20 protein-coding genes and 1 pseudogene are annotated in these 26059 nt (G+C 71.8%); 6 read left to right on the top strand and 15 right to left on the bottom strand.

Features of this window, described 5'->3' with window-relative positions:
• Nucleotides 1–3: 3 nt before the first annotated feature.
• The 8 genes and pseudogenes from MOTC310_RS14755 to MOTC310_RS14715 all read right to left on the bottom strand — a co-directional run bounded on the left by MOTC310_RS14755 (nucleotide 4) and on the right by MOTC310_RS14715 (nucleotide 8327).
• On the bottom strand, nucleotides 4–792 hold the full coding sequence (locus MOTC310_RS14755; RefSeq protein WP_056533208.1) for an aldolase: 789 nt from the start codon (nucleotides 790–792) through the stop codon (nucleotides 4–6).
• Between the two features lie 93 nt (nucleotides 793–885).
• Nucleotides 886–1969: pseudogene (locus tag MOTC310_RS32805) on the bottom strand (5-oxoprolinase subunit C family protein).
• Nucleotides 1969–2703 carry a 5-oxoprolinase subunit B family protein gene (locus MOTC310_RS14740; protein WP_331302320.1) on the bottom strand — a complete coding sequence of 245 codons (735 nt, stop codon included), beginning with the start codon at nucleotides 2701–2703 and terminating at the stop codon, nucleotides 1969–1971. The pseudogene MOTC310_RS32805 and the gene MOTC310_RS14740 overlap by 1 nt, the downstream one beginning before the upstream one ends.
• Nucleotides 2700–3461, bottom strand: coding sequence for a 5-oxoprolinase subunit PxpA (locus MOTC310_RS14735; protein ID WP_331302319.1), 762 nt, complete (start codon nucleotides 3459–3461; stop codon nucleotides 2700–2702). Before MOTC310_RS14735 ends, MOTC310_RS14740 begins: the two co-directional genes overlap by 4 nt.
• A gap of 28 nt (nucleotides 3462–3489) precedes the next feature.
• The gene (locus MOTC310_RS14730) at nucleotides 3490–4761 is read right to left on the bottom strand and encodes an MFS transporter (protein ID WP_331302318.1); all 1272 of its coding nucleotides are present in this window, start codon (nucleotides 4759–4761) and stop codon (nucleotides 3490–3492) included.
• Between the two features lie 43 nt (nucleotides 4762–4804).
• The gene (locus MOTC310_RS14725) at nucleotides 4805–5620 is read right to left on the bottom strand and encodes a putative hydro-lyase (RefSeq protein WP_100251878.1); all 816 of its coding nucleotides are present in this window, start codon (nucleotides 5618–5620) and stop codon (nucleotides 4805–4807) included.
• Between the two features lie 165 nt (nucleotides 5621–5785).
• Nucleotides 5786–6694, bottom strand: a complete 909-nt coding sequence (locus MOTC310_RS14720; RefSeq protein ID WP_331302317.1) for a LysR family transcriptional regulator — start codon at nucleotides 6692–6694, stop codon at nucleotides 5786–5788.
• A 124-nt stretch (nucleotides 6695–6818) separates the two neighbouring features.
• A complete protein-coding gene (locus MOTC310_RS14715; protein WP_331302316.1) occupies nucleotides 6819–8327 on the bottom strand; it encodes an oligosaccharide flippase family protein in 1509 nt (502 codons plus the stop codon).
• Nucleotides 8328–9135: 808 nt separating this feature from the next.
• Here MOTC310_RS14715 and MOTC310_RS14710 point away from each other — a divergent pair.
• Nucleotides 9136–10062 carry a glycosyltransferase family 2 protein gene (locus MOTC310_RS14710; protein WP_331302315.1) on the top strand — a complete coding sequence of 309 codons (927 nt, stop codon included), beginning with the start codon at nucleotides 9136–9138 and terminating at the stop codon, nucleotides 10060–10062.
• 63 nt (nucleotides 10063–10125) lie between these two features.
• Here MOTC310_RS14710 and MOTC310_RS14705 read toward each other — a convergent pair whose 3' ends face one another.
• The 4 genes from MOTC310_RS14705 to MOTC310_RS14690 all read right to left on the bottom strand — a co-directional run bounded on the left by MOTC310_RS14705 (nucleotide 10126) and on the right by MOTC310_RS14690 (nucleotide 14650).
• Nucleotides 10126–10539: a DCC1-like thiol-disulfide oxidoreductase family protein gene (locus MOTC310_RS14705; RefSeq protein ID WP_331302314.1), complete on the bottom strand. Its 414-nt coding sequence runs from the start codon at nucleotides 10537–10539 to the stop codon at nucleotides 10126–10128.
• Nucleotides 10536–12215 carry a hypothetical protein gene (locus MOTC310_RS14700; protein WP_331302313.1) on the bottom strand — a complete coding sequence of 560 codons (1680 nt, stop codon included), beginning with the start codon at nucleotides 12213–12215 and terminating at the stop codon, nucleotides 10536–10538. Before MOTC310_RS14700 ends, MOTC310_RS14705 begins: the two co-directional genes overlap by 4 nt.
• Nucleotides 12216–12443: 228 nt before the next feature.
• Nucleotides 12444–13196, bottom strand: coding sequence for a glycosyltransferase family 25 protein (locus MOTC310_RS14695; protein WP_331302312.1), 753 nt, complete (start codon nucleotides 13194–13196; stop codon nucleotides 12444–12446).
• A 104-nt stretch (nucleotides 13197–13300) separates the two neighbouring features.
• The gene (locus MOTC310_RS14690; protein ID WP_331302311.1) at nucleotides 13301–14650 is read right to left on the bottom strand and encodes an O-antigen ligase family protein; all 1350 of its coding nucleotides are present in this window, start codon (nucleotides 14648–14650) and stop codon (nucleotides 13301–13303) included.
• Nucleotides 14651–15068: 418 nt separating this feature from the next.
• Here MOTC310_RS14690 and MOTC310_RS14685 point away from each other — a divergent pair, with 418 nt between their 5' ends.
• The 3 genes from MOTC310_RS14685 to MOTC310_RS14675 all read left to right on the top strand — a co-directional run bounded on the left by MOTC310_RS14685 (nucleotide 15069) and on the right by MOTC310_RS14675 (nucleotide 19929).
• Complete coding sequence (locus tag MOTC310_RS14685; protein ID WP_331292691.1) at nucleotides 15069–15467, top strand: exopolysaccharide production protein YjbE; 399 nt, start codon at nucleotides 15069–15071, stop codon at nucleotides 15465–15467.
• Nucleotides 15468–15659: 192 nt separating this feature from the next.
• Nucleotides 15660–16769 carry an efflux RND transporter periplasmic adaptor subunit gene (locus tag MOTC310_RS14680; protein ID WP_331292692.1) on the top strand — a complete coding sequence of 370 codons (1110 nt, stop codon included), beginning with the start codon at nucleotides 15660–15662 and terminating at the stop codon, nucleotides 16767–16769.
• Nucleotides 16762–19929, top strand: a complete 3168-nt coding sequence (locus tag MOTC310_RS14675; protein ID WP_331302310.1) for an efflux RND transporter permease subunit — start codon at nucleotides 16762–16764, stop codon at nucleotides 19927–19929. Before MOTC310_RS14680 ends, MOTC310_RS14675 begins: the two co-directional genes overlap by 8 nt.
• A gap of 42 nt (nucleotides 19930–19971) precedes the next feature.
• On the opposite strand, the gene MOTC310_RS14670 is transcribed toward MOTC310_RS14675, so the two are convergent.
• From MOTC310_RS14670 to MOTC310_RS14660, 3 genes are all read right to left on the bottom strand, one after another.
• On the bottom strand, nucleotides 19972–20754 hold the full coding sequence (locus tag MOTC310_RS14670) for an ABC transporter ATP-binding protein (RefSeq protein ID WP_331302309.1): 783 nt from the start codon (nucleotides 20752–20754) through the stop codon (nucleotides 19972–19974).
• A 97-nt stretch (nucleotides 20755–20851) separates the two neighbouring features.
• Nucleotides 20852–21631 (bottom strand): ABC transporter permease, encoded by a 780-nt coding sequence (locus tag MOTC310_RS14665; RefSeq protein WP_331302308.1) that lies wholly within the window; start codon nucleotides 21629–21631, stop codon nucleotides 20852–20854.
• A gap of 8 nt (nucleotides 21632–21639) precedes the next feature.
• Nucleotides 21640–22620: an aliphatic sulfonate ABC transporter substrate-binding protein gene (locus MOTC310_RS14660; protein WP_331302307.1), complete on the bottom strand. Its 981-nt coding sequence runs from the start codon at nucleotides 22618–22620 to the stop codon at nucleotides 21640–21642.
• A 683-nt stretch (nucleotides 22621–23303) separates the two neighbouring features.
• Between MOTC310_RS14660 and MOTC310_RS14655 the strand changes: the two genes are divergently transcribed.
• Together MOTC310_RS14655 and MOTC310_RS14650 are read left to right on the top strand one after the other, a co-directional pair.
• Entirely contained in the window at nucleotides 23304–24545 is a 1242-nt protein-coding gene (locus MOTC310_RS14655) for an NAD(P)/FAD-dependent oxidoreductase (protein ID WP_331302306.1), read from the top strand.
• A 246-nt stretch (nucleotides 24546–24791) separates the two neighbouring features.
• The gene (locus MOTC310_RS14650) at nucleotides 24792–25469 is read left to right on the top strand and encodes a flotillin family protein (RefSeq protein WP_331302305.1); all 678 of its coding nucleotides are present in this window, start codon (nucleotides 24792–24794) and stop codon (nucleotides 25467–25469) included.
• The last annotated feature ends 590 nt before the right edge of the window (nucleotides 25470–26059 follow it).

Below are 26059 nucleotides of genomic sequence, written 5' to 3'. Positions count from 1 at the left end.
CGCTCACGCCAGGAAGGCGGGCTCGTCCCGGGCCAGAACCCGCTTGACGCTCTCCAGGTGGAGGCGGGCGCTCTCGGCGCGCCCGGCCGCCTCCTGGGCCGCCACGCGCTTCACGATCGCCTCGGGCACGGCCTTGAGCGCGCGCCCCGTGCTCATGGCCAGGACCTGCGCCTGCGCGGCGCGCTCCAGGTAGTAGAGGTCGTCCCAGGCCTCCGCGATCGTCTCGCCCAGCACCATCACGCCGTGGTTCTTCAGGAACACGACGTCCGCCTCGCCGGCGCTCTCGGCGATCCGCCGGCCCTCTGACGAATCGAGCGCGAGACCGTTGTAATCCTCGTCCACGGCGATCCGGCCGTAGAAGCGCAGCGCCGTCTGGCCCGCCCACATCAGGGGCTCGCCCTCCAGCATGGCCAGGGCCGTGGAATAGGGCATGTGGGTGTGGAACGCGGCCCGCGCGCGGGGCTTCAGCCGGTGCAGCTCGGCGTGGATGTGGAAGGCGGTGGCCTCGGGCTGGCCGTCGCCCTCGACGACGTTGCCGTGGAAGTCGCAGAGGAGAAGGCTCGACGCGGTGACCTCCGCGAAGGCGAGGCCGTAGGGATTGACCAGGAACAGGTCGGGCCGCTCCGGCAGCACCGCCGAGAAGTGGTTGCAGATGCCCTCTTCCAGGCCGTTGCGCGCGGCCCAGCGCAGGCAGGCGGCGAGGTCGATCCGGGCGCGGCGCACGCTGTCGGCGTTCAGGGGCTCGTTGCTGCGGGCGGGCGGGGTTCCCGGGGCGGTAACGGCGTGGGCCATGCGTGCGGGCTTTCCTGTGTCGGGGTTCGGGCCGGGGACTCGGCCGGTCCCGCACTCTAGACGCTCGCTCGCCCCTGCGCAGCCGCTCCGCGCTCAGGCGCGGCCGTCCGTGACGCCGCCGACGAGGTTGAGGCCGAGCAGGAAGTCCGACGCGAAATCCGTGCGGATGACCGGCTCGCGCGGGACCGCCTCGCGCAGGAGATCGCGCTCGGCGCGGCGCGCCGCGACCGCCTCCTCGACCGAGACGCGCCGGAACGACAGGCTCGCGCCGCCCCGGACCTGCGCCAGCCGCCCGAGATCCGGGCCGATCACCGTGGCGATCTTCGGGTAGCCGCCGGTGGATTGCCGGTCGGCCATGAGGATGATCGGCAGGCCGTTGCCGGGCACCTGGATCGCCCCCATGGCGACGCCGTCGGAGACGATGTCGTGGCCCTTGGCGTGTCTCAGCGGGGTGCCGTCGACGAAGCAGGCCATCCGGTCGCCCCGCGGCGAGACCGTCCAGGGACCGGCCAGGAACGCCTCGATCTGGTCGGGCGCGAAGTAGTCGTCCTGCGGGCCCAGCACGACCCGGATCTCCCGGCCGTCGCGGTCGAGCCAGGGCGCGACGAGCCGCTGCGGCGGCCCGTCCGGGGTCCGGCCCTCGGCGACCGGGAGGCGGTCGCCCGCGGCGAGGCCGCGCCCGTCGAGGCCGCCGAGCCCCGAGCGTGTGTGGGNTCGAACTGTGGGATCGCCCGCACGAGGTGCGGGAGGAGGTCTTCGAACACGTCGACGTAGAAGGCGTGGACGACGACGACGATGCGTGCGGTCGTGCTCTCACGCAGGACGACAGGGAGCGTCTCGATCGCGCGGGCGCTGGTGTCGCGGGCGTAGGCTAGGCGAATCGGCCGCCCCTCCGCGCGACCGTGTCGGGCAGGGGCACGCCGTCCAGCGCGACGCGGAAGCCCGGCGCGAGCAGGGCGATCCCGACGGCGCCGTCCTCCGCCGAGACGGTGACGCCGCCGGTGGAGATCTCGACGGCGGTGGCGTCGAGGGGGCTGGACGCCGCCCGGTTGGCGGCGGCGTGCATCAGCGGATCCATCGGACCCGCGGCGGTGATGCCGTAGCGCAGGTAGCCGTGCCGGCCCCCGTCCTGCAGGGTGACGCCCGGTCCGGCGGAGTCGATGACGAGGGCGGGCATCAGCCCGCCTCGCCGCGCCGGGCCACCGGCTCGCCCGCCGCCTCGCGGGCCACGAGGGCGTCGAAGGTCGCGGCATCGACGGGCTCGAAGCGGATCAGGTCGCCGGCGCCGACGAAGAAGCTCGGGTCGCGCTCCGGCGCGTAGAGGCGGGACGGCGTCGCGCCGATCACGTACCAGCCGGTCGGCATCGGCACGGTCGCCACCGCGGCGAGGCCGCCGCCGATCATGATGGCGTTGCGCGGGTGCGGCGGCCGCGGGCTCGCCCGCCGGGGCACCGCGAGGGGCTGCGGCAGGCCGCCGAGATACGCGAAGCCCGGCGCGAAGCCGTACATGTAGACCCGGAACGTCGTGGCCGCGTGGGTCGACACCACATTCTCCGGGCTCAGGCCGCTCCGCTCGGCGACCTGCGCGACGTCCTCCCCGTGGGGGGCGTCGTAGCAGCAGGGCAGCGTCCAGAGTATCGGGCTCGCCGCGCGCGCGGTCGCGCCGGCGACCAGCGCCCGGACCCGCTCGGCGAGCGTCTCGCGGTCGAGCACCAGCGGGTCGTAGTGCAGCATCAGGGAGCGGTAGGTCGGCACGCGCTCCCGCAGCCCCTCCGGCGGGTCCGCCCCGAGGGCGTCGTCGAGGGCCAGAACCCGGTCGCTGATCGCGGGGTCGACGGTGCTGCCGAACTCGACCACGAGGGCCGCCTCGCCCGCGTCGAGGAGCCGGGGCTCGTCCAGCGCCGCGCTCACGGCCGGAACGGCGCCAGCGTGACGCCCGCGCCCTCCAGCCGGGTTCGCACCGCCCGCGCCGTGGCGACGGCGTGGTCCGAATCGCCGTGGACGCAGATCGAGCGGATCGGCGTCGGCAGCGTTTGACCGTCGGCCGTGAGGATCGCGCCCGCCTCGACCATGCGCAGGACGCGGTCGGCCGCCTCGCCGGCATCGGTGATCATCGCGCCGGGCTGGCTGCGGGGGATCAAGAGGCCGGTCGGCGTGTAGCCGCGATCGGCGAAGATCTCCTGGTGAACCTCGAGGCCGCAGGCCTCGCCCGCCGGCACCTGGGCGGTCAGCGCGATGGCGAGGAGCGCGAGGTCCCGGTCCACCGCGCGGACCGCGCGGGCGATGGCGTCGGCCACCGGCCGCTCCTCGGCGGCGACGTTGGCCAGCGCCCCGTGCGCCTTCACGTAGGTGATGCGGTGGCCGGCATAGGCGGCGAGCGCCTGGGCGGCGCCGATCTGGTAGGCGACGAGCCGCTCGATCTCGGCCGGGCTGTACGGCATCCGCCGCCGCCCGAAGCCCCAGAGGTCCGGGAAGCCCGGATGGGCGCCGACGGCGACGCCGCGCTCCTTCGCCAGCGCGAAGGTCCGGGCCATGATCTCGGGGTCGCCGGCGTGGAGGCCGCAGGCGACGTTGGCCGAGGTGACGATCCCGAGGATCGCCGCGTCGTCGCCGCAGGCGTAGGCGCCGTAGCCCTCGCCGAGGTCGGAATTGAGGTCCACGCTGGTCATCGCCGCCGCTCCGCGTGCCGATCGGGTCTCATAGGGCCGCAACGGGTTCCGGCTCCGCCGGATCCGCGCTGCAAGAATCGAGCGCGCGGCCCGCCGTCTCCGGCAAGAGAAGCGCCGCGACGATCACGAGGCAATAGGCGCCCGCCGCCACGACGCCGATGGCGATGCCGAGTGTCAGCGAGCCGCTGAGGTGGCCCACCACGGCCGGGCAGATCGCGCCGGTGGCGCGGCCGAAATTGTAGCAGAAGCCCTGCGCGGAGCCGCGGATCCGGCTCGGGAACAGCTCGCTCAGGAAGGCGCCCATCCCGGAGAAGACGCCCGAGAGGAAGAAGCCGAGGGGGAAGCCGAGGACCAGCATCACCGGGTCGGTGATCGGGATCAGCGTGTAGGCCAGGACGAGGATACCCGCGCAGAAGCCGAACAGGACGAAGCCCAGGCGACGCCCGATGCGGTCGGAGAGCCACGCGCTGGTCAGGTACCCGACGAACGACCCGAAGATCAGCATCAGCAGGTAGCCGCTGGTGTTCAGGACCGAGAGGTTGCGCTCGGTCTTCAGGTAGGTCGGGAGCCACGTGGTCACCGCGTAGTAGCCACCCTGCATGCCGGTCGCCAGCAGGCTCGCCAGCACGGTCCGGCCGATCAGCGGCCGGGAGAAGATGTCGAGGAAGCTGCCGGTATCGCCGACGTCCCGCATGGCGGCGCGGGTCTGCCGGTACACCTCGGGATCCTCGATGTTGCGGCGGATCCAGAAGATCAGCACCGAGGGGAGGGCGCCGAGCCAGAACAGGATCCGCCACGCCACGGCGGGCTCAGCCAGGGCGAACACGGCCCAGAAGGCGATCGCCGCGCAGGCCCAGCCGACCGCCCAGCTCGACTGGACGAGCCCCACCGCCTTGCCGCGGTAGCGGGCCTGGATCGTCTCGGCGATCAGCACCGAGCCCACCGACCACTCGCCGCCGAAGCCGAAGCCCTGCAGTGCGCGGGTCACGAGCAGCTGCTCGTAGGACTGGGTGAAGCCGCTGAGCACCGTGAACAGGGTGAACCACGCGACGGTGCCCTGCAGGACGACGACCCGGCCGTAGCGGTCGGCGAGGATCCCGGCCGCCCAGCCGCCGATCGCCGATGTCACCAGCGCGGCGGTGGCGATGTTGCCGGCCTCGACCTTGGTCAGGCCCCAGACCACGACCAGGGTCGGGATCAGGAACGTGTAGACCATGTAGTCGAACGCATCGACGCCGTAGCCCGCGAAGGCCGCGCCCAGGACCCGGCGCTCCGCCGGACTCGTGTCTCTCACCCACATGGCGCAACTCCTTTGCGGAATGGCCGCCGCGCGGCCGGGATGGTCACAGGAACGGCAGGTCGCGGTTGAGGAGGTCGGTGATCAGCATGTGACCGGGCGCGTGGGTGATGCAGAGCGGCAGCCGCGCCGCCATCGCCACCGCCTGGGGGGTGACCCCGCAGGCCCAGAAGACCGGGATCTCGTCCGGCTCGATCGGCACGGGGTCGCCGAAATCCGGTCGCGCGAGGTCGCGGATGCCGATCAGGCCCGGATCTCCGAGATGGATCGGCGCCCCGTGGACCGCCGGCATCCGGGCCGTCACCTGCACGGCCTTGATGGCGTCCGCCGCCTTCATCGGCCGCATGGAGACGACGAGCGGGCCGTGGAACGGGCCCGACGGCTGGGTGGCGATGGAGGTCCGGTACATCGCGACGTTGCGGCCGAGGGCGACGTGCCGGAGCGGGATGCCCGCCTCGATCAGGCCGGCCTCGAACGAGAAGGAGCAGCCGAGGACGAAGGTGACGAGGTCGTCCCGCCACACGCCGGTCAGGTCGGGCAGTTCCGCCACGAGCGCGCCGCCCTCGTAGACGCGGTAGCCGGGGACGTCTGTGGCGAGGTCGAGATCGGTCCCGAGCGTCGGCAGTGCGCGGTCGCCGGGCCGCGAGACGCCAAGGATCGGGCAGGGCTTCGGGTTCTGCTGGCAGAAGCGGTGGAAATCCTCCGCCATGGCCCGCGGCAGGATCATCAGGTTGCCCTGCGCGTGGGCGGGGACGAGACCCGAGGTGTGGCCCCGGAACCGACCCGCGCGGATCGCGCGCCGCGCGTCCGCCGCGTCGGCGAAGACAGGTGGCGCGCCGTCGGCGCCCGCGTGCTGGCTCACCGCGTTGATCTCCCTGGCTGGTCGTCGCGCGCCGGAGCGGCCGCGTCGGCCGTCCGTATTCCGCGAGATCCCGATCGCTTCAGCGATTCATTTCCTGCGGCAACGATCCCATCGCGCCGCGGAGCAGGCCAATCGTGATTGCGAATGGCGCGCGATAAACCGGACTTATCGGCCGGCGGCCCAGGTCTCGGCGGCCCAGGTCTCGGCGACGTCCTGGGCGAGGCGGGCCGCGTCCGCCACGAAGTGGTGGGCCGGCCGCTTGGTGTGCATCGCCGTGAAGGTCAGGTCCGAGAGCTGCGGCTCGGCCGGCAGGACGCGCAGGGTGCCGGCACGCAGTTCGGCCTCGACCACGGCCGGGGGGATCACGCAGATCCCGAGGCCCTCGACGCCCATCTTCACGATGGTGGCCAGGGAGGCGCTCGTGTGGATCTGGCTCGGCAGGAGGTTCTCCTGCAGGACGAGGTCGCGCAGCTCGACGTAGGGGCTGGTGTTGCGCGGGTAGGTGATGAGCGGGTGGTGCAGCAGCGCGCCGAGGCTCAGGGGCTCGTCGCCCGGCAGCAGACCGGGCGCGGCGATCCAGGCGACGGGCGTGCTGAACAGGGGCCGGTTGGCGAAGCTCGGCAGGGTGATCGGGCCGACCAGGAAGGCGAGGTCGATCTCGTCGGCCACGAGGGCGGCCTGCATGTTCGGCGAGATGTCGACCGTGATGTCGACGCCGATCCCGGGATGGCTGGCGCGCATGCGCTCGATGAAGCGCGACAGCCACAGATGGACGATTGTCTCGGACACGCCGAGCCGCAGCGTGCCCCGCGTCCGGCCGGTCTCGTGCAGGGCCGCGCTCATCTCGGTCTGGAGCGCCAGGAACCGCTCCGCGAAGCCGAGGAGCAGGCGTCCACGCTCCGTCAGCGCGACGTCCCGGCTGCGGCGCTCGAACAGAGTCCCGTACTCGTGCTCCAGGGCCGCGATGCGCTGGGAGACCGCCGGCTGCGTGGTGTTCACCTTCTCACTGGCGCGGCGAAAGCTCGAGAGTTTCGCGACCCAGTAGAACACCTCCAAGCTGCGGAAATCCGCCATCCCGCGATCGTCCCGCTCCGCCCCCGTGCGCGGTCATATCGCGCCCCGGCGCGCGGAAGCGCAAGCGTGCGGCTGGTCCCGTCCGCGCTCGACGACCCGGCGCCAGCACCCCCGCGGCCCGCCGCTACAGGTCCGACACGGTCGTGGCCGGGCGGGCGGGCCGCATGTGCGCGAGCAGCAGGCGCGCCTCCGCCACGAGCGGGTGCTCCAGGTACCGGAGGCCGCAGGCCCAGCCCGCGATCCCGGCGGCGATCGCGGCCGCGAGGCTCGGCTGCGGCGTTTCGGCCGACCAGCCCCAGGCCGACATGACCAGGATGGCGGGCGCGACCGCGATGCCGGTCAGGACGGCGGCGTGAAGGTAGATCGGGGCGTAGTCGCGCCGGAACGTGTCGGTCATCCGCTCGAGATGCGGCCGGTAGAGGCCGACGGCCAGGAACGCCTCGCCGATCCGGGCCGCGCCCGCGCCGCCGAGGCCGAACAGGCAGCCGATGCTGAACATCACGAGGCCGGCGCCGTGGCGCAGGAACTCGAACCGGGCCTGCAGGGCGGTCTGGTCCCGGATCAGGAACACCTCCCAGGTCATGCTGAGCGAGGTCAGTACGATCGCGGCCAGCGACAGCAGGCAGAAGGGCAGGGCCGCGCCGTCCCAGCCCGGCCCGAGCAGGATCCGCACGATCGGCCCGGCGAGGACGGCCGCGCCCGCGAAGGCCGGCCAGAGCAGCACGGTGATCATCCCCAGCGTGTTGAGATAGCACGTGCGCAGGGATTGCCCGTCCCGCTGCTGGTTCGCGAGATCCACGAAGGTGATGCGCGTGATCACCACGTGGAGGTGGTCCCACATCAGGGTGTTGAGGCTCGCCGCGCGGGAGTACAGGCCCAGAGCGTTGAGACCGAGCATCCGTCCGAGGACGAGGTCGCCCATCCGCCCGGCGAGACCCGCGACTCCCGCGATGGCGAAGAGCCGGCCGCCGTAGGTGAGGATCTCGCGCCAGCCGGCGAGGCCCATCCGGAGCGACACGTAGCGCAGGCCGAGGCCGTTCGCCGCCAGCGCCGCCGCGACGGCGCCCGCCGCCTGCCCGTAGGCCTGGCTCATGTAGCTGAAGCCCAGCAGGGCGAGCGCGAGCATCGCGCCGCTGGCGACGAGGCCGCGCAGCATGTTGACCAGCGCGACGCCGCGGAAATTGCCGTGCCGCTCGATCATGGCGGCCGGGCGGAATTCCAGAGCGCCGACCAGCGGCACGACGGCGAGGATGGCCAGGGCGCGCTGGACCTCCGGCTCGCCGAGGAGGACGCTGCCGAACACGCTGAAGGCCAGGATCAGGATCGCCGCCGCGCCCGACAGCATCAGGTTCACCGTGAAGACGCTCGCCAGCAGGGCCGCGTCCACCCGCTCCGCCCGGACGATGTAGCTCGACAGGCCGCAGGAGCGCAGCGTGGACAGCAGGCCCGCGATGGCGGCGGCGAGGCTGAAGATGCCGGTCTCGTGGGGCGTCAGCAGGCGCGCGAGGGCCAGCGAGGTGCCGAACTGTGCCAGGAACAGCCCGCCCTGACACAACCCCATCCAGGCCAGACTCCGCCGCTTCGAGAACGCGGGCGGCGCCATCGCTTCCGGCGCCTCTCGGAGTTCTGCCATGGGATCCTTCGGACGCGACTGGGAGGATTGCGGCGCCGGCTGCGGACAGCGCGATCGGTCGTGACGGCTTAACGGTGCCTGATCGGCCGCGGCAGCTGGCCAATCGGAGGACATGGCCCACGCCCGATGGCCGAGGCCGGGTCGGCCCGCCATGAGGCTCCGACGCTGCAGCGGCGACCGGAACCTTCCGCGCCCCGTCCATGAGATGGTGCATCTCCATGTATTCGATGGAACTAACCGGGAGTTGTCGGCCTAATGATTGGGTCGTGACGATATTCGTTATTTATCGGTTCTCTCGTGCGCCCCGCGATGCCGCCGAACCAGGTGTCGTCGCGGCGCCGCAAGTCCGGGCGCCGCGGGTGTTTCACGGCACCGCCCCGAAGATCTGGCGCGGCACCGAACGACGCCTCCGATCGATCTGAATTCCTAGTCGACGTTCCATCCGGAGCGGTCTTCGGCGCTGCGCGCGGAAGGGATATTTTTGGGTTTTCCTGACGGCTCGGTAAAGTTTTCGAACTTAATGTTGGGTTCGATCTCTGGAAGAGAATGAATGCGACAGATCTGCGTCGGACAAGGCCGCGGATCTGGATCCTCCTATAGCCGCTCCACCGGTCGGAACGGCGATCGCGATGCATCGGGAGCGGCGAATTTCGCAACGCCGCATCTGCAGGACATTTGGTTCCGCATCCGAAAGGCGTAGCCGTCCCTACGGCGCACGGATCTGTGGAGCGCACCGTTCTTACTTTATCTTGTCTGGAGTTTGTTTTAAAATATCCAAATTCTGGCAGTATTTATGGAATAATGCCAAATGAAAATCAGCATTATCGTATGTACACGCGATCGCGTCGCGTCCCTGCTGGAGACGCTCGATTCGGTGGTGCGCGCTATCGGAGCCGCGCCGGAAGCTGAGGCCGAGATCATCGTCGTCGATAACGGCTCGCGCGATGGCACCGACACGGCGTTGAAGCGCTGGTCGGCATCCGTCTCGTCCGATCGATTTGATGTTCTGCTCCTCGCGCAGTCGCGTCCCGGCGTCGCCGGGTCTCGAAACGCCGCGATCGCGCGTTCATCCGGCGACGTCATCGCGTTCATCGACGACGATTGCGTCGTGTCGGTCCCTTATCTGCGGGATCTGATGGCGCACTATGCCGGCGACACGGAAAGCGTCATTCGCGGTGGCCGGGTCGAACTGGGATCCTTGCAGGACATCGACTTCACCACGAAGACCGAGGCCCGTGCCAGCCGGCTGATCCACCCTGTCCATCCCGGAGGCTTCGTCCACGGTTGCAACATGACCTGCAGCAGTGCCGTCATCGAGCGGATCGGCGGGTTCGACGCGGCGTTCGGCCCCGGGGCGGCCTTCCGCGCGGCCGAGGATACGGACTTCATCTACCGCGGCTGGGCGGCCGGCATGGCCGTCGAGTACGTGCCCGACATGAGCGTCAAGCATTTCCACGGGCGCCGCGATCCGCGCACGATCGACCGACTGCACTGGAACTACCAGTTCGGCAACGGCGCGCTCTACGCCAAGCACATCGGCCGGAGCCCGTGGCTGATCAAGCACCTGTACTGGTCCGCCCGCCACGCCGCGCGTGAACTCGTCGGGGGACCGTGCTTCGATGCGCGCCTCGGCCTGACGTGGCGCGCCATCGTGACCGCCAATCTGAGTGGCGTCCTGGCCTTCGGGTGGCACACCGCGCGGACGCTGCTGACGCGATCGCCCGTCCGCGCCTGAGGCCCGGACGCTCCGGCGGGCCTGCCGGAGCGCGGCCCGTACGGCGGACCGAGAGCGGGGCGCTCAGCGGGTCGACACGCCGCCGGGCGGCGCGATGAGTCTCCGACCGAGTATCAGCAGCGTGACGCGCCGTCCGAGCTTCATCGCCGGGTAGAGGAGCCGCGCGCGACCGGGGCTGCGCAGGAGCCGCGCGAGGAGCCGACTGGCCACGCCCCGGTCGGCGCTGAGGCGTGACAGCAGGACCAGCGCGTCCGCGCCGTAGTACAGGTCCGGCCCGTGCCGCACGACCATGCCCTCGTTGAGGTCGTACCCGCGCCGGGCGATCTCGTCGACCAGGGGGCCGCCGCTCCGGGCGTCCACCAGGGCGACGGTGCCCACCGACCGGCGCAGGGCCATGAGGTGCACGTAGTTGGAGCAGAACGGGCATTCGCCGTCGTAGACCACCGTCAACGCGGCCTCGGTCGAGGGGTTGGTCATGGGGTCAGATCGATCCTGTGCTCGGCCTCGGAGACCACGCGGCGGACGGTGACGCCGTCCTGAACGCTGAAGCAGACGGATTCGCGCCGGTACACGTAGGCGACGATGTCGGCCATGGCGACGGTGTCGAAGCCAGCGGCGTACTGGAGCGGCACGAAGAAGTGGTGCGGGTAGAGCGCGTAGGGGAACAGGCCCGTCCTGTCCCGGATCGTGCTCACGAGGCGGTGGTAGCCCCGGATGTAGGCGTCCATCGCCGGCCCATCGATCTCAGCCTTCGAGTATTCCTGGCCCATGCCGTCCGGCGCTGTCAGGACGGCCACGTCGCAGGTCTTCGAGGCCAAGACCTTGCGGAAGACTTGCGTCCCGCCGTTCGGGTTGTCGAGCGCGAAGGCGTGCGCCGCGTCGGGCGCGCCGTAGGCCATGTGGGCGAACGGGTAGGAGTAGAAGGTGAAGAAGTTGGTCGGCACGTAGTGCCGCTGACCGTTGCGGTCGATCGCCTCGAAATACATCTTGTTGTTGGCCGCGGTGTCGTACCAGCCGAGCCAGGCCTGGGTCATGAAGGTGTTGCCGGTCAGGATGAACAGCACCGACAGGATCCCGATCGAGACCGGGGGGCGCTCGTAGTGCCGGCTGACGACGACGGCCGCGATGGCGAGGTTCAGCATGATCCAGGGGGCGAAATTGGCCCCCATGAGCACGATGATCGACAGATGCATCACGTCGAAGCCGAGCAGCAGGAGGAGCAGCCCGCGCCGCGGCATGAGGATGCCCACCAGGGCGACACCCTGACCGAGCAGGATGAGGGTGTTGGTCAGCGCACTCGAATGACTCAGGATCGCCCGCATCGCCGCGACCAGGACGGGCCAGCCCGCGTAGGGGACGTGGTTGTTGTCGAGGCCGACGATGAACAGCTTGCCGGGATCGTTGTTGAGCAGCCAGGAGAACGGGCCCTCGTCGAGGGTGACCTTGGCGAGGAATGACGAATAGTAGTTGCCGAGGTGGATGCTGATCGCCGCCGCGATCAGCACCTTCGAGAACATCGTGCTGGCCGCCGCGACATCCGCCTGCGCGGCGGGGCTCAGGCCGGGCCAGTCGCGGATCCGCGCGGCCATGTGGGCCACCAAGAGGCCCGCGACCAGGCAGAAGCTCACCTCCGCGAGCGGCAGCACGTCGATGATGTGTCCGTGCCAGAGGCCGGTCACGCGGATGACCGCCTGCTTGCTCCAGACCAGATAGGTGGCGCTGATCAGGGCGAGCGAGGGCCAGCGCAGGCAGAGCACACCCCCGGCCACGGCCGCGACCCAGAGCACCGCGATGGCGCCCACGGCGACGGTCGCCTTGGCGCCCGGGAGGACGATCGGGAAGAGCGGATAGTGGATCAGCGCGTACCCACCCGCGATCGCGCCGATCATCTGCAGCAGCCGGACCGAGGCGAGATCGGCGGCGGCGAAGCGCACCCGCGTCATCGCGAGAGCCAGCGCCACGGGAAGCGCCACGCCGTAGTAGTTGTTGACCGCCGTGACGCCGTGCGAGATCTTCAGCAGGACCAGCAGGCTGCCGATCTGCGCGAACAGGATCAGGTAGAAGCGCGCCCGGTCCGACACGGGCCGGACGAGGCGTCTCAGGGCCGAGTCGAACGACTTGTCCGGGCTGGTGATCGGGAGCGATCCACTCATCGTCTGCCTTCCGCCGCGCTCATGCGGTCGCCGCTGCGCGAAGCGGCGACCTCGAATCCTCGCGGTCACAGGAGACCGAGGGGCCTCATCGCGCCGGTCCCCGTGTGCCGCCGGGCAAGCTTGGCATTGCGCGGGAGAGGGCGGGCCTGCAAAGAGGGCGAGGCCCCCTACACCTTTCGGTCAGTGCGCCCACGGTCCGCGGACGCGCGGGGACCGCGTGGGGCTGCGCTACCGGGGCCCCTGCGCGGCGAAGGGCGAGATCTCGTCGACGAAGGTCATGTTGGCCGAGACCCGCTCGGTCAACATCTTGCGCCTGGCGGCGAGCAGCGGCTTGAAGACGGCGCTGCTCTTCAGAAAGGCGGCGATCCTCGATCCGGACGCGAAGATGGTCGACTCGAACGGCTTCAGGGTGATCGCGTTCGGGGAGAGCACGCGCCCCCGCGTCACCGCACCGTGATCGAAGAAGTATTTCCAATTGTCCGACGTCACCGCGACCGGGCGGTTGATCTGCAGGATCCGCTCGGCCGCCTCCCGCGTGATCACGTAGGCCGCGGTCGAGCCCAGGCCGCTCATGTCCATGGGCAGGCACAGCCGATGGGCGCCGATGGCGACGGCACCGACGGTGCTGAGAACCGCGATCTCCTTCGGCCAGTTGAACAGCAGGACGACGTCGCCGGGCAGAAGGCTGGTCTCGATGCCGGCGACGATCTCGTGGATCTGCGGCGGCAGGACGGCGTCATCCTCGACGATGAGCGCGTAGGGCAGATCCAGCGCGATCAGCCGCTCGTAGGCGGCCATGTGGGACATCGCGCAGCCGATCTGTCCCCTCGTCAGATGCGGCTGGGGCGGGGCGTCCGGATCCGGGACCGCGCCTTCGAAGCCGGTGACCTCGAAATCCGGGCCCCAGGCGGCGGCGAGGTGTTTGGAAATGTAGGCATGCCGTTCCCGGAACCGGGTCAGGGAGATTCCGAAGCAGTACATCGTCTTCGCCTCTGCAGGGCGCCGGCCGACGCGGCGGGCGCGGTCGAATCGCGTGGACGCGTCTTCTCTCCAGCTCCGCCGCGGCCGCCGGACGCGGTCCGGGCCTAGATCGTCAGCCGCCGGTGACCCGGGCGGTCCTCACCGGCATTCGGCGACCGAACCACCGGCAGGAGCGCGGCGAGCAGGAGTTGGTGGAGGCCGTGATTGACGAGGAGCGGACACTCGAAACAGACGAGGACGAACAGCTGGCTGATGAACAGGATCGGCCAAGCCTCCATGTATCCGGATGAGCGCGCGAAATGAGCGATGACGCGGCGCGCCGTGTCGAGCAGCGCGGCCGTGAAAAGGACGACGCCCACGATCCCGAACGCGACGGCGGCATCGATGAAGTTGTTGTGGAAGAACCAGAGCTTCTGCTTCGTGACGAAATGCAGGTAGGCGGCCGTGGTGAGCGGGCTCTCCCAGTAGGCCTTGTACCCGATGCCGATGAGCGGCTCCCGCCAGAACTGCTCGAGGCCGAACTGCCAGAGGATCGTGCGGCCCGTCAGCGTCGTGTCCTTGCCGAGATCCGACAGCAGGCTCGCCGAGATGTCGGCCCCGCGCGCGGCGATCACGAGGATCCCGATCCCGGCCAGGGCGATGGCGATGCCCAGACAGAACCCCGTCACGTGCTTGCCCTGGCGCCACGCGAAGATCGCGACGAGCGGCATCAGCCCCGCGGCGGCCGCCACCAGGGCCGTGGCCGAGTGCGTCGCCACGAGCAGCACCAGCGCCAGACAGAAGCCGCCCAAGGTCAGAAGACGGTTCCAGCCCTGCAGGAACAGGCAGGCGGCGCAGAGGAGCTGGAGGCTCGCCAGGGATCCGAGGACGTTCTTGTGGGAGTAGATCCCGGCCCAGTTGCCGTCCGTCCCGCGCGTCAGGCTGGGCGCCGCCACCGTGAGAACGGCCGACAAAGTCTGCCCCAGCAGGAGGCCCAGGAAGACGATCCTGACCAGCCGGGACAGGCCCATCGTCGTTCGCAGGGTGATGCCGGCGACGATCGTCGCGAGCAGCTGGAGCCCGTGATAGGCCGAGAGGCCGGGCGTGAGGGACCAGAGGGCGGACGCGATCGCGAGGAGCGGCCAGCTGAGCAGCAGCAGCCGGCTGCCGAACAGGGTGGCGGCGAGGTCGCGGCGCAGGACCAGGAACGCGAAGGCGATCAGGTCGCTGCCGATCCAGACGGCCTTGTCGACACCCGGCAGCTTGATCTGCTCGCCGACCACCGGGGCGAAGAGGAACAGGATGATCCACGCGACGGCGGCCAGGCCGAGCCGCGGCATGGCGTCGGCCGCGCCTTCGCCCGAACTGCCTGCGCCGGCCCAGCGCTGATCCGTCCCGTACGGCCCGAGCGGGGACCAGGCGAGGCCGCTCGCAGGGCCCGGTCCAAGGCTCGCCAAGTCTCGTGGAAACGCCATCGCTCGATCTCAGACGCCCCGGTTGAGGCGGTGTCCCCTCCGCCCTGCGGATCGGACACCGTTCGAGGCTGCCGCGGACACGCCCCTTCGCGACTCGACGCTATCCCGGGCATTCCGGACTCAGAACTCGACCAAACGAGGTAGCGGCCCGTCCCGGAGGCGTGTCCGGATGACCCCTCCGCGGCGCGCTCCCGCGCCGTCGGCCCCGGCGAGGCCGTGGGCGCACCCGAACGCCGCGGCCGGCACGGCGGACGCGCCAGGCCCCTTCGCGGATCGTCCGTCCCCATGGGATCGGCTCCCGTCGCACACGGCGTGAGGCCGGGATCGCGATGAGCCATATCGAAGATCTAGGTAATCGCGTCGGAACTCATGGGGCGATTAGGCAATTGGGAGTTCGTTAATACCTGGAGGAGCGTTCATGAAGGTCTCTCGTCTGGCTGGCGCGTTCGCGCTTCTGGCCCTCGCTGCCGGTCCCGCCTTCGCGGCCCCGTGCAACACCGGAACCACGAAGTCGAAGACTCCCGATCAGCAGGCTTCGAACCCCAAGAGCTCCGACGTCGACAAGTCGAGCAAGAACCTCGCTGGCGGCAATCAGCCGGCTTCGCCCGGCACGGTCGGCGCCATGAACAATGCTGGCGCCACGCAGACGGCCGATCGTCAGGCGCAGACCGACGCCGGATCCAAGTCGAAGTCGACTGACCCGGCCGCCGCGAACCTGGCTGGCGGCCAGCAGCCGGCTTCCCCCGGCACGGTCGGCGCCATGAACAAGGCGGCCGCCGATCGGCAGACGGCTCCGGTCTCCGGCGACGACTGCTGATCCCAACCGACCCGTCCCAGCATGCCGGAAGCCCGCCTCGACCCGTCGAGGCGGGCTTCCGCGTTCCCGCCCGCCCGCAGGGTTTAGCCCACAGCCGGAACCGAGCGTGACGGTTTGAGTCCGCCGTGTTCGGATGTATTTGGCACCGAAACCGGGTAGATTCGGCAATCGGGCGAGGGGGAGGATCGCGACGTGGGTGGTCGCCGGGCGCTGCTGCTCATCGGAGGGATCCTGCTCGCGGCGGCCGGCCTCGCTGTCACGCCGACGGGCGAGCGCCTGCGGGCCGATGCCGGCCCGCTCATCGCCGAGGTGCGGGCGCGCGTCGCCGCGCTGATCCCCGAGCGGCGGGACGGTCCGTCGACGCCGGCGCAGCTTCCGGCACCGCGAACCGCGGTCGAGGACGGCCGGACGCTGGTTCGGCTGACGGCGGCCGAGCGCGCCCGGATCGGTCTCGTCGCCGAGGCGCGGCCGGCCGTGCTCCACCGGCAGGAATTGACCGCCTACGGCAGCGTCCTCGACCTCGCCCGCATCACCGAGCTGACCAACAGCTACGCGGGCGCCGTGGCGGGGCTCCAGACGGCCCGCGCCCGCGTCGAGGTCTCCGCCAGCGCGGCCCGCCGGGCGCGGAATCTCGGCGCGGGCGTGGTGGCGGTGGCGCAGATCGAGACCGCCGAGGGCACGCTCCTGACCGATCAGGCGTCGGTCACGGTGGCGGAATCGCAGCTGCGCACCCTCGCGGCGACGGCGCGCCAGGAATGGGGGCCGGTGCTCGGCAAGGCCATCATCGACCGATCGCCGCTGGTGACGCGCCTGATCGAGCGGAGTGACCTGCTCATGCAGGTGACCTTGCCGCCGGGGGAGACCCTGCCGGAGGCGCCGCAGGCCGCTTTCGCCGAGGTGCCGCCGCAGAGCGAGCGGGTCGCCCTGCGGCTTGTCTCGCCGGCGACGCGGACCGATCCGCGGATCCAGGGGCAGAGCTTCTTCTATCTCGTCTCTGGCGACAGCGGCCTCCTGCCCGGGACCAGCACGATGGCCTTCCTGCCGGCACCGCGCGCGGTGAAGGGCGTGCTCGTGCCCGAGGACGCCGTCGTCCACGGCGAGGGCGGAACCTGGGTGTATCGCGGGACCGGCGACGGCGCCTTCGTGCGCCACCCGGTCCGGCCGGACGCGCCGATGTCGGCCGACGCCTTCGTGGTCGAGGATCTGCCGGACGGCAGCGAGATCGTGCTTCGGGGTGCCCAGGCCCTCCTCTCGGAGGAGATGAAGAGCCGCATCCGCGTCGTGGGCGACGACGATGACTGAGCCGCCCGCTGCCGCCGGCCGCGGCGGTCCGCAGGCGGCCCTCGTCGGCTTCGCCGTCCGGCTGCCGCGGGTGGTCCTGGCTCTCGCCTGCGCGATCCTGGTCTTCGGGCTCTACGCCCTCACGGGCGCCCGCTACGACGTGTTCCCGGAATTCGCGCCGCCGACCGTCACGATCCAGACCGAGGCGCCGGGCCTCGATTCGGAGCAGGTCGAGGTGCTGGTCACGCAGCCCGTGGAGGTGGCGGTCGGCGGCCTTCCGGGCCTGGAGACTCTGCGCTCCACCTCGATCCAGGGCCTGTCGGTGATCACCGCCGCGTTCCGGCCCGGCAGCGACGTCGACCGGGTCCGCCAGCGGGTCAACGAGCGTCTGGCGGCGCTCGCCGGCCGCATGCCGGACGGCGTGGCGGCGCCCGCCATGACCCCGCTGACCTCCTCGACGCTGACCGTGCTCCTCGTCGGGCTCACCTCCGAGACCCGCGACGCCATGGACCTGCGCCACGTCGCGGAATGGACCGTGCGTCGGCGGCTCCAGGGCGTGCCCGGCATCGCCCAGGTCTCGATCTACGGGGGCGGCGTGCGCGCCCTGCAGGTCCAGGTCCGCCCCGACGACCTGATCCGCTTCCAGATCGGCCTGAACGACGTCCTGGCGGCCGCCCGCAAGGGGACCGGCGTGCGCGGCGCCGGCTTCGTCGACACGCCGAACCAGCGCGTCCTGCTCCGGACCGAGGGGCAGTCGCTCACCCCGGAGGCGCTCGGGCAGATCGTGCTCCACAACGACGGCGGGGCGAGCGTGGTCCTCTCGGACGTGGCGACCGTCACGGCCGCGCCCGAGCCGGCGATCAGCGCGGCGCTCGTGGACGGCAAGCCCGGCGTGCTGCTGATGGTCGGCGCCCAGGCGGGCGTCGACACCCGCGCCGTGACCGCCCGCCTGGAGGGGGCCCTCGACGAGCTGCGCCCGGTCCTGAAGCGCGACGGCGTGAGCCTGCGGGCCGACCTGTTCCGGCCGGCGAACTTCGTGGACGTCGCCACCGGCAACGTGATCCAGGCGCTGGCGCTGGGCGGCGTGCTGGTGGTGATCGTGCTCCTCGTCTTCCTGGCGGACTGGCGTGCGGCGCTGATCAGCGCGACGGCGATCCCGCTGTCGCTGATCGCCGCCGCGCTCGCCCTCCAGGCCTGGGGCGAGAGCCTCAACACGATGACGCTCGGCGGCCTGGCCCTGGCCATCGGCGAGGTGGTCGACGACGCGGTCATCGGCGTCGAGAACGTCGCGCGCCGCCTGCGGGAGTCGCGGGACGGACGGCGCAGCGTGCCCCGCGTGGTCCTGGCCGCGATGCTGGAGGTGCGGACCTCGGTCGCTTACGCGACGCTCGCGGTGATCCTGATGTTCCTGCCGGTCCTGGCGCTGACCGGCGTCGCCGGCCGCCTGTTCGGGCCGCTGGCGCTCGCCTACATCGCGGCCGTCGTCGCCTCGCTCCTCGTGGCGCTCACGGTCACGCCGGCCCTGGCGCTCCTCCTCCTCGGGGGCCGGATGGCGCGGGATGACGGCGCCGCGCCGCCCGACCCGCCCGTCGTGCGCTGGAGCCGCGCCGCCTACCTGCGGCTGCTCGCCGGGATCGGGCGGGTGCCGCGCATCGCCATGGCGGGCGCCCTGCTGGTCACGCTCGCGGGGGCCGCCATCCTGCCGACCCTCGGCGCGGTGTTCCTCCCGGACCTGAAGGAGGGGCACATGATCCTGCACATGGTGGCCATCCCCGGCACCTCCCTGCAGGAATCGCAGCGGCTCGGGACGCTGATCACCGGAGACCTGAAGGAGATCCCCGGGGTGCGCGCCGTGGCGGCGCAGATCGGGCGCGCCGAGGCCGCCGAGGATACCGCCGGGCCGCACTACAGCGAGATCCACATCGACCTCGAGCCCGGCCTCGACGGCGCCGCCCAGCGCCGGGTCGAGGACGGCATCCGGCAGCTGATCGCCGGCTTCCCGGGGGCTGCGTTCTCGCTCAAGACCTTCCTCACCGAGCGCATCGAGGAGACGGTCTCGGGCTTCACCGCGCCGGTCGTGGTCAACGTGATCGGCAGCGACCTCGACCGGATCGAGGCCGCGGCCCGCTCGGTCGCGCAGGAGCTCTCGGAGGTGAAGGGTGCCCGGGATGTCCAGCAGGCCTCGCCGGCCGGACTGCCGCAGGTCACGGTGGCGCTGCGCCCGGTGGACCTGCGGCACTGGGGGCTCGACCCCGTGGAGGTGCTGGAGGCGGTGCGCACCGCCTACCAGGGCGACACGGTCGGCCAGACCTATCGCGGCAACGCCGTGTTCAACGTGCTGGTGATCCTCGACGAGCGGGTTCGGGATCGCCTCAGCGCGGTGGGCGACCTGCCGCTGCGGACGCCCGGCGGGCGCTACGTCCGCCTGTCGCAGGTCGCCGACGTCTACGAGAGCGCCGGACGCTATCAGGTCCAGCACCTCGGCGCGCAGCGGGTGCAGGCGGTGACGGCCAACGTCGCGGACCGGGACGTGGCGGGTTTCGTGGCGGCGGCCAAGCGCAAGATCGCCCGCGAGGTGCGGCTGCCGGAGGGCGTCTACGTGACCTTCTCGGGCGCCGCGGAGGCGCAGGCGGCCGCCCGCCGCGACCTGCTGGTCCATGCCGGGATGGCCGGCTTCGGCATCGTGGTGCTCCTGGCGATCGTCACCGGCTCCGCGGCGAACCTGCTCCTCGTCCTCGTCAACCTGCCCTTCGCCTTCGTGGGCGGCGTCGCCGCCGCGGCGCTCACCGGCGGGGTGCTGTCGCTGGGCTCGATCGTCGGCTTCGTGACCCTCTCGGGCATCTCGTTGCGCAACAGCGTGATGATGATCGCCCATTACGAGCAGATGGTGACCCGGGACGGGCGACCCTGGGACGCCGACACGGCGGCGGAGGGCGCCGCGGACCGGATGGTGCCGATCCTGATGACCTCCCTGGTCACGGGCCTCGGCCTGCTGCCGCTGGCGCTCGGCGCCGGGGAGCCCGGCCGCGAGATCGAGGGCCCGATGGCCCTGGTGATCCTCGGCGGCCTCGTCACCTCGACCGTGCTGAACCTGCTGATCCTGCCGGTGATGGCGCTGCGATACGCCCGGTTCCGGCGCGCGGATCCCGCGGAGCGGGAGCTGGCCGCGATCGGGTCCTGAGGCCGCGCCGGTCCGGCCCCGCGCCGCGGGCGGAGGGCGGCCCTACCACCAGCTCGCGCGGGTCTCGGGGGCGGCCGGCCGGCTGCTCGTCGCCGGGCGCAGGGAGTGGTCGAGGGCGGCCAGCACGCGGCGCACGGCCTCCTCGTAGGTCGCCGCCACCGGCTCGCGCGGCCGGGCGAGCCCGACCGGGACGGTCTCGTCGAGGCGCCCGGGCCGCGGGCGCATCACCACGACCCGGTCGGCCAGGGTGACGGCCTCGCCGACATCGTGCGTGACGATCACGATCGTCGGCTTCGACTCCGCCCAGAGATCGAGGAGCTGGTCGTGCAACCCCTTCCGGGTGAAGGCGTCGAGGGCGGAGAACGGCTCGTCGAGGAGCAGCACCCGCGGCCGCGCCACGAAGGCGCGGGCGATGGCCACCCGCTGCTGCTGGCCGCCGGAGAGCTCGCGCGGCCACCGGCCGCAATGCTCGGCGAGCCCCACGCGCTCCAGGGCGCGGGCCACGCGGTCGCGGCGCTTGGACCGGGGCAGGCCGGCGAGGCCGAAGCCGACATTGCCGGCCACGTCGAGCCAGGGCAGCAGCCGCGGCTCCTGGAAGACGACGCCCACGCTCGGATGGGGTGCGCGGATCGTCTCGCCGTCGACCGCGACGGCGCCCGCGCTCGCGTGGTCGAGCCCCGCGATCAGCCGAAGCAGGGTCGTCTTCCCGCAGCCCGAGCCGCCGATCAGCGCGACGATCTCGCCCTGCCGCACCGCCAGGTTGATGCCCGAGAGGGCCTGCGTGCCGTCGGCGTAGGTCTTGGAGAGGTCGTCGACGGTCAGCACGGGCGTCTCTCGCGGCGGCGCGGCGCGGGGACCGCGCGGGGTTCGGGGCGCGGGACGCGGCCCGGTCCCGCGGCGCGCGTCCGGCGGGAGGCCGCGGTCACAGGCTGTCCCGCACGGTATCCTGCCACCGGGTCAGGGGCCGTGTCAGGGTGACCAGGGCCATATCGGCCGCCTTTCCGACGAGGGCGAAGGCGATGATCGCCGCCACGATCTGATCCGGCTTGCTGAACTGCTGGCCGTCCACCAGCAGGTAGCCGAGACCCTCGGAGGCTCCCATCAGCTCCGCCGCCACGACAAACAGGAAGCCGAGGCCGAGACCCGTGCGAAGGCCCACGAGGGTCGCCGGCAGCACGGCCGGCAGCAGGATCCGGCGGGCGAGCGCGAGTCGGGACAGCCGGAAGATCCGCCCGACCTCGACCAGCTTGCGGTCCACCGAGGCGATCGCGCCCGAGACGCCGACATAGACCGGGAAGAACACGCCCACGGCGATCAGCAGCACCTTCGGCGTCTCCAGGATGCCGAACCACAGGATGAAGAGCGGCACCCAGGCCAGCGACGGGACGGCGCGCAGCGCCTGCAGGCTCGGATCGACGAGCCAGCGCAGCAGCGGGAGCGTGGCGACGAGGGCGCCGGTCACGATCCCGGCCGCCGCGCCGCACAGGAAGCCGAGGCCGACCCGCACGAGGGTCGCCTCGACATGCATCCAGAGATCGCCCGACGCGGCGAGTGCCCAGAGGGTCGCGCCGATCCGGCTCGGCGGCGGGAGCAGCCGGCCGGAGGCCGCGCCGCGCGCGACCGCGATCTCCCAGCCGATCGCCAGGACGAGCGGCAGCAGGAGCCCCAGGCCGGCGCGACCGCCCCGCCGCAGCAGCCGCACGCGGCCGCTCACTGTCCGGCGACGGGATTGAAGCGCGTGTCGAGCAGGCCGTCGACGGCGGCGGCCACGTCGGTGCCCGCCGGGATGATCCCGGCCTGCTGCAGGGCGGCGCCGGCCGCCTTGATCGACTGCGCCTGGGCCGGGCCGATCGCCGGCTGGGACAGGTCGGTCCGCTCGAGCTGGCGGGCGATCACCGGCTCGGGCAGCTTGGTGGCCGCGACCAGGGAGGCCGCGAGCGCCTGCGGGTTGGCGAGCGCGTAGGTCCGCGCCCGCTCGTAGGCGGCGATCACCGTCCGGACGAGGTCGGGATGAGCCGTCGCGAAGTCTTCCCGGACGTCGAGCAGACCCCAGGTGTTCGCCGCGGCGTCGCGGTAGACCAGCACGTCGCCGTTCTCGATCTCGGCCGCCGCCATCATCGGGTCGAGGCCGGCCCAGGCATCGACGTCGCCGCGGTCGAGGGCGGTCCGCCCGTCCGCGTGCTGCAGCAGCACGAGCTTGGCGTCGCGCTCGGTGAGGCCGGCGCCCTGGAGCGCCCGGATCAGGAAGATGTGCGGGTCGGTGCCCCGGGTGACCGCGACGCGCTTGCCCTTCAGGTCGGCGGGCTTGGTGATGCCGCTGTCCTTGCGGGTGACGAGGGCCGTCCATTCGGGGCGCGAATAGGCGTAGATGGCCTTGATCGGGTTGCCGTTGATGCGCGCCACCAGGGCCGCGGCGCCGGCCGCCGACCCGAAATCGATGGCGCCGGCGTTCAGGAACTCGAGCGCCTTGTTCGAGCCGAGCGACTGGACCCAGCGGACCTTGATGCCCCGCGGCGCCAGCGCCTCCTCGAGGAAGCCCTTCTCCTTCAGGAGCAGGCCGACCGGGTTGTAGGTCGCCCAGTCCAGGCGGACCTCCTTCGGCTCGTCGGCCCGGGCCTCGCGCGGCGCGAGCGCGCCGAGGCAGGCCAGGGCGACGCTGGCGGCCAGGAGGGATCGGCGGGTGGAGCGCATGGTCGGGCCTGATGTCGTGGCGAAACGGAGGGCGGGGTGCGGGGCCGGCGCGGGGCAGGGGATCCGCGCCGCGGCGCGGTCCCGAGCGGTCTCGTCCGGGCGGCTGGGTTCAGGGGCGCGGGGCCGTCGGCGAGACGATCGGCCGGGCGCATCCGGCGCGTCCGAGACCTGGGACCGCCCCGATCGCGCGATCCGCGCCGACACATCCCCCGGCTGCGGGATCACGCCCGGTCCGCCCCTGCGTCTTCATCGTACCTGCGCGGCCCTCGGCGTGACTGTGAATACAAGATCCTGTCGGCCGGTCGCGGAGTCAACAAAAGGGCTTTCTCTACTTCGCAGTGTCGAAGCAAGAATTTTCGGTCGGCAGACCCAAGACGAGAAGAAATTACGCGTCCGCGCGCGTGAGGAGCGGCGTCTGTCCTCCCCGGCCGCGCCGCAGCCACGCCGCAGCCACGCCGCAGCCGCGCTGGAGCCGCGCGGCCCGCACTCTCGCGAGACCGCGGCTGCGGGCTGACGGGTCGTTCCGGCGCCCGAGAGCGCGCCAGGGTGGCGGCTGCCACGACGGCTGAACCGCCGGCGCGCGACTGTCGGAAGCGATCCTGACCCGCGCCAGGACTGTAACCGTTGCCGCATCGCCGAGCGACGTGCAGAGTTCGATGTCTCCGGCACGGGGGGACTCTGCCATGGTCTCGAGAATCGTCGTGATCGGCGGCGGCTTCGCCGGTCTGTGGGCCGCCGCCGCGGCGCGCGCCCGGACCGAGTTCGGCCTCGGCGACCGCCTCGCCATCACGGTGATCGCTCCGGACGCTTTCCACGTCGTCCGGGTCCGCTGCTACGAGCCCGATCTCAGCGCCGTGCGCGTGCCCCTCGACGATGTGCTCGGGCCGATCGGAGTGGAGCGCCGCGAGGAACGCGTGATCGCCATCGATCCGGCGGCGCGCACGGTCTCGGTCAAATCCGGCGCGCCGTGCGCCGGCGCCGAGACGCTGGCCTACGACCGGCTGATCCTGGCCGCCGGCAGCGCGCTGCGGCGGCCCGACGTCCCGGGCATCGACGGCGCCTTCGATGTCGACACCTACGCGGGGGCTCAGGCGCTCGCGACGCATCTCGATCGCCTCGGTGACTCGACCCTGCCCGAGCAGGACGGGCGCTGGACCGCCGTCGTCATCGGCGGCGGCCTGGTGGGACTGGAGCTTGCCTGCGAGCTGCCCGCGCGGCTCGCCGCGGCCCGGAACCGGGCCGGGGCCGCGGGCCCGGTCCGGACCATCCTGATCGACCGGGCGCCCGAGATCGGGAGTGCCATGGGCGCGGCCGCCATGCCGGCGATCCGCCAGGCCCTGAGCGCGGCCGGAGTGACCTGCATCGGCGGTGCGCGGGTCCGCGCCCTCGACCGAACCGGGGTGACGCTGGAGGACGGAGCGCGCCTGCCCGCCTGGACGAGCGTCTGCGCCACCGGCATGCGGGCGAGCCCGCTGGGCGAGAAACTCGGCCTCCCCCGCGACGCGCTCGGCCGCGTGCCGGTCGACGCATTCCTGGCCGTCCCTGGGCTCGCCGACATCTACGCGGCCGGCGACATCGCCTCGGCGGCGGCCGACGACGCGGGTCACCGCACGGTGATGTCGTGCCAGCACGCAAGGCCCATGGGCCGGCTCGCGGGCTACAACGCCGTCTGCGATCTCGCCGGCCGGCCGGAACAGCGGCTGCGCTTCGCCGCGCCGGACTACGTCACCGTGCTGGACCTGGGCGAGTGGGGTGCGGTCTACACATCCGGCTGGGATCGCGGCACGCTGGTCTCGTCGGGCGCCGCCGCGAAGGCGACGAAGCGGATCATCAACGGCACGCGCATCTATCCGCCCCGCGACCGCGACGCCGCGGCCATCCTGGCCGCGGCCGCCCCGATCATCCAGGCGCCGCCGGCGACGTAGACCGCCCGATGACGCCGACCGCCCGGACCCGGTTCCGCGCGGTCGATACCCGCTCGAAGCGGGGCACCGATCACCGGAGGCTCACGTACGGAATATTGTCGAGCCGCCTCGGCCGGACCTGCCAAGACTGATCAGTGGCGGGCCGGCCCAAGGCGGCTTCGGCCAGGCGGCCGGCGGTTAACCGTCCATTAACCATACCGCAGATTGTATTGGCTATCGATAAAATCCCGCCAGGGTAGAACCATCATGGTCGCGGCTCCCACAGCCACGTGGTCCCACATCCTCTCGCAGGTCGCCGACAGCCTGGACCGCTTCGTCGACGGGCCGTCCGCCGAGATCCTGACGCTGAAGCCGTCATTCGACGCGGAGGCGGTGCCAGACGCCTTCTCGGCACCGCGGATCGACGCGCTCGCCCAGCGGCCGATCCTGCCGGAACCGGCGGTCAACGATGCGGGCGCCGTTCCGGACCCATCCGAACCCGAGGCGGTGTCGGATTGGATGAGCACGCTCGACATCATCAACGGCATGGCCGGCCGGGCGGAAGCGCAGAAGCAGCGCCTGCAGGATCAGAACCTGTCGCATGAGGCCGTCCTGGCCGCGGCGCAGCGCGCGCTGACGGAGACGCGCCGCCGCCTGCACCTGTCCGAGATGCGCGTCCGGGAGATCGAGGCCCGCGCCGATATCCGGCTGCAGCGGGTGCAGGCCGAGGCGGACGCGCAGGTGCAGGACATCCGCGCGGAGGCCGAAGCGCGGGTGCGGACGATCCGCGCCGAGGCGGAGGCCTGGCTTCAGGCCGCCGAGGAGCAACTCCGCGTCGCCGACCTGCGCACCGAGACCGCGGAGAAGTGGCTCGGCCGGATCGACGCGGCCGCCAAGGCCCTTCTTCTGGGCGGCCACGCGGGCCGCGGGCCGGCGGGGGCCTGAGGTCGCATTCCGGGGCGGGATCCATGACCCGGCCCCCCGATCGCACCGCTTCGGAAGGCCGGACGGAAGCTGTCGACGGACGCGCGGCCAGCCGCGGTCGGCGCGTCGCGCATCCCCGATCGGCCGCTCCCGCGCGCCCGTTCGGCCCCTTCGTCGCGTCGGTCCGGCTGGCCGCCGGCGCGGCGGCCATCCTCACGCTGCCCCTCTGCGGTTGCATCTCCACCCGCGCGACGACGCGGATCCGTCCGCGCGGCACTTGCGGCTGACCCGCCTCTAGGGGTCGTCCGACCAGAACTCACCGGGGCCTTCGTGCCGCCCGGCATCGCCGCGCGGCGTCCCCGGCACGGAACCTCCGGACGGCGGCCTCCGCGCCCGCTCAGCCGAGCCGGAGTAACAGCGCACGGTCGCCAGATATTAAAGATTGTTCATCTCGTCGAACGGTAATTGTCAGGCGTGGAACGCAACTGGAAAGACGCTCGGCAATTGATCGATTTAGCAAGATCGAAGAGTTTGCCGGGCCCGACGGGTCCCATCCATTTCGGAGATTCGAGACGATGACCGATCCTGGCACCTTCCGCGAAGCCCTTCTC

Origin of the sequence: Methylobacterium oryzae (assembly GCF_036441375.1) — a bacterium.
Taxonomy (GTDB): Bacteria; Pseudomonadota; Alphaproteobacteria; order Rhizobiales; family Beijerinckiaceae; genus Methylobacterium; species Methylobacterium oryzae_A.
The sequence above is the reverse complement of the archived record's forward strand: the minus strand, read 5'-3'. Positions and strand labels throughout refer to the sequence as shown.

Coding starts and splice junctions, on each gene's coding strand:
- MOTC310_RS14730 (WP_331302318.1), bottom strand. CDS start 4,761: ATGTGGGTGAGAGACACGAGTCCGGCGGAGCGCCGGGTCCTGGGCGCG.
- MOTC310_RS14695 (WP_331302312.1), bottom strand. CDS start 13,196: ATGTACTGCTTCGGAATCTCCCTGACCCGGTTCCGGGAACGGCATGCC.
- MOTC310_RS14720 (WP_331302317.1), bottom strand. CDS start 6,694: ATGGCGGATTTCCGCAGCTTGGAGGTGTTCTACTGGGTCGCGAAACTC.
- MOTC310_RS14715 (WP_331302316.1), bottom strand. CDS start 8,327: ATGGCAGAACTCCGAGAGGCGCCGGAAGCGATGGCGCCGCCCGCGTTC.
- MOTC310_RS14705 (WP_331302314.1), bottom strand. CDS start 10,539: ATGACCAACCCCTCGACCGAGGCCGCGTTGACGGTGGTCTACGACGGC.
- MOTC310_RS14675 (WP_331302310.1), top strand. CDS start 16,762: ATGACTGAGCCGCCCGCTGCCGCCGGCCGCGGCGGTCCGCAGGCGGCC.
- MOTC310_RS14685 (WP_331292691.1), top strand. CDS start 15,069: ATGAAGGTCTCTCGTCTGGCTGGCGCGTTCGCGCTTCTGGCCCTCGCT.
- MOTC310_RS14700 (WP_331302313.1), bottom strand. CDS start 12,215: ATGAGTGGATCGCTCCCGATCACCAGCCCGGACAAGTCGTTCGACTCG.
- MOTC310_RS14660 (WP_331302307.1), bottom strand. CDS start 22,620: ATGCGCTCCACCCGCCGATCCCTCCTGGCCGCCAGCGTCGCCCTGGCC.
- MOTC310_RS14710 (WP_331302315.1), top strand. CDS start 9,136: ATGAAAATCAGCATTATCGTATGTACACGCGATCGCGTCGCGTCCCTG.
- MOTC310_RS14655 (WP_331302306.1), top strand. CDS start 23,304: ATGGTCTCGAGAATCGTCGTGATCGGCGGCGGCTTCGCCGGTCTGTGG.
- MOTC310_RS14650 (WP_331302305.1), top strand. CDS start 24,792: ATGGTCGCGGCTCCCACAGCCACGTGGTCCCACATCCTCTCGCAGGTC.
- MOTC310_RS14690 (WP_331302311.1), bottom strand. CDS start 14,650: ATGGCGTTTCCACGAGACTTGGCGAGCCTTGGACCGGGCCCTGCGAGC.
- MOTC310_RS14755 (WP_056533208.1), bottom strand. CDS start 792: ATGGCCCACGCCGTTACCGCCCCGGGAACCCCGCCCGCCCGCAGCAAC.
- MOTC310_RS14735 (WP_331302319.1), bottom strand. CDS start 3,461: ATGACCAGCGTGGACCTCAATTCCGACCTCGGCGAGGGCTACGGCGCC.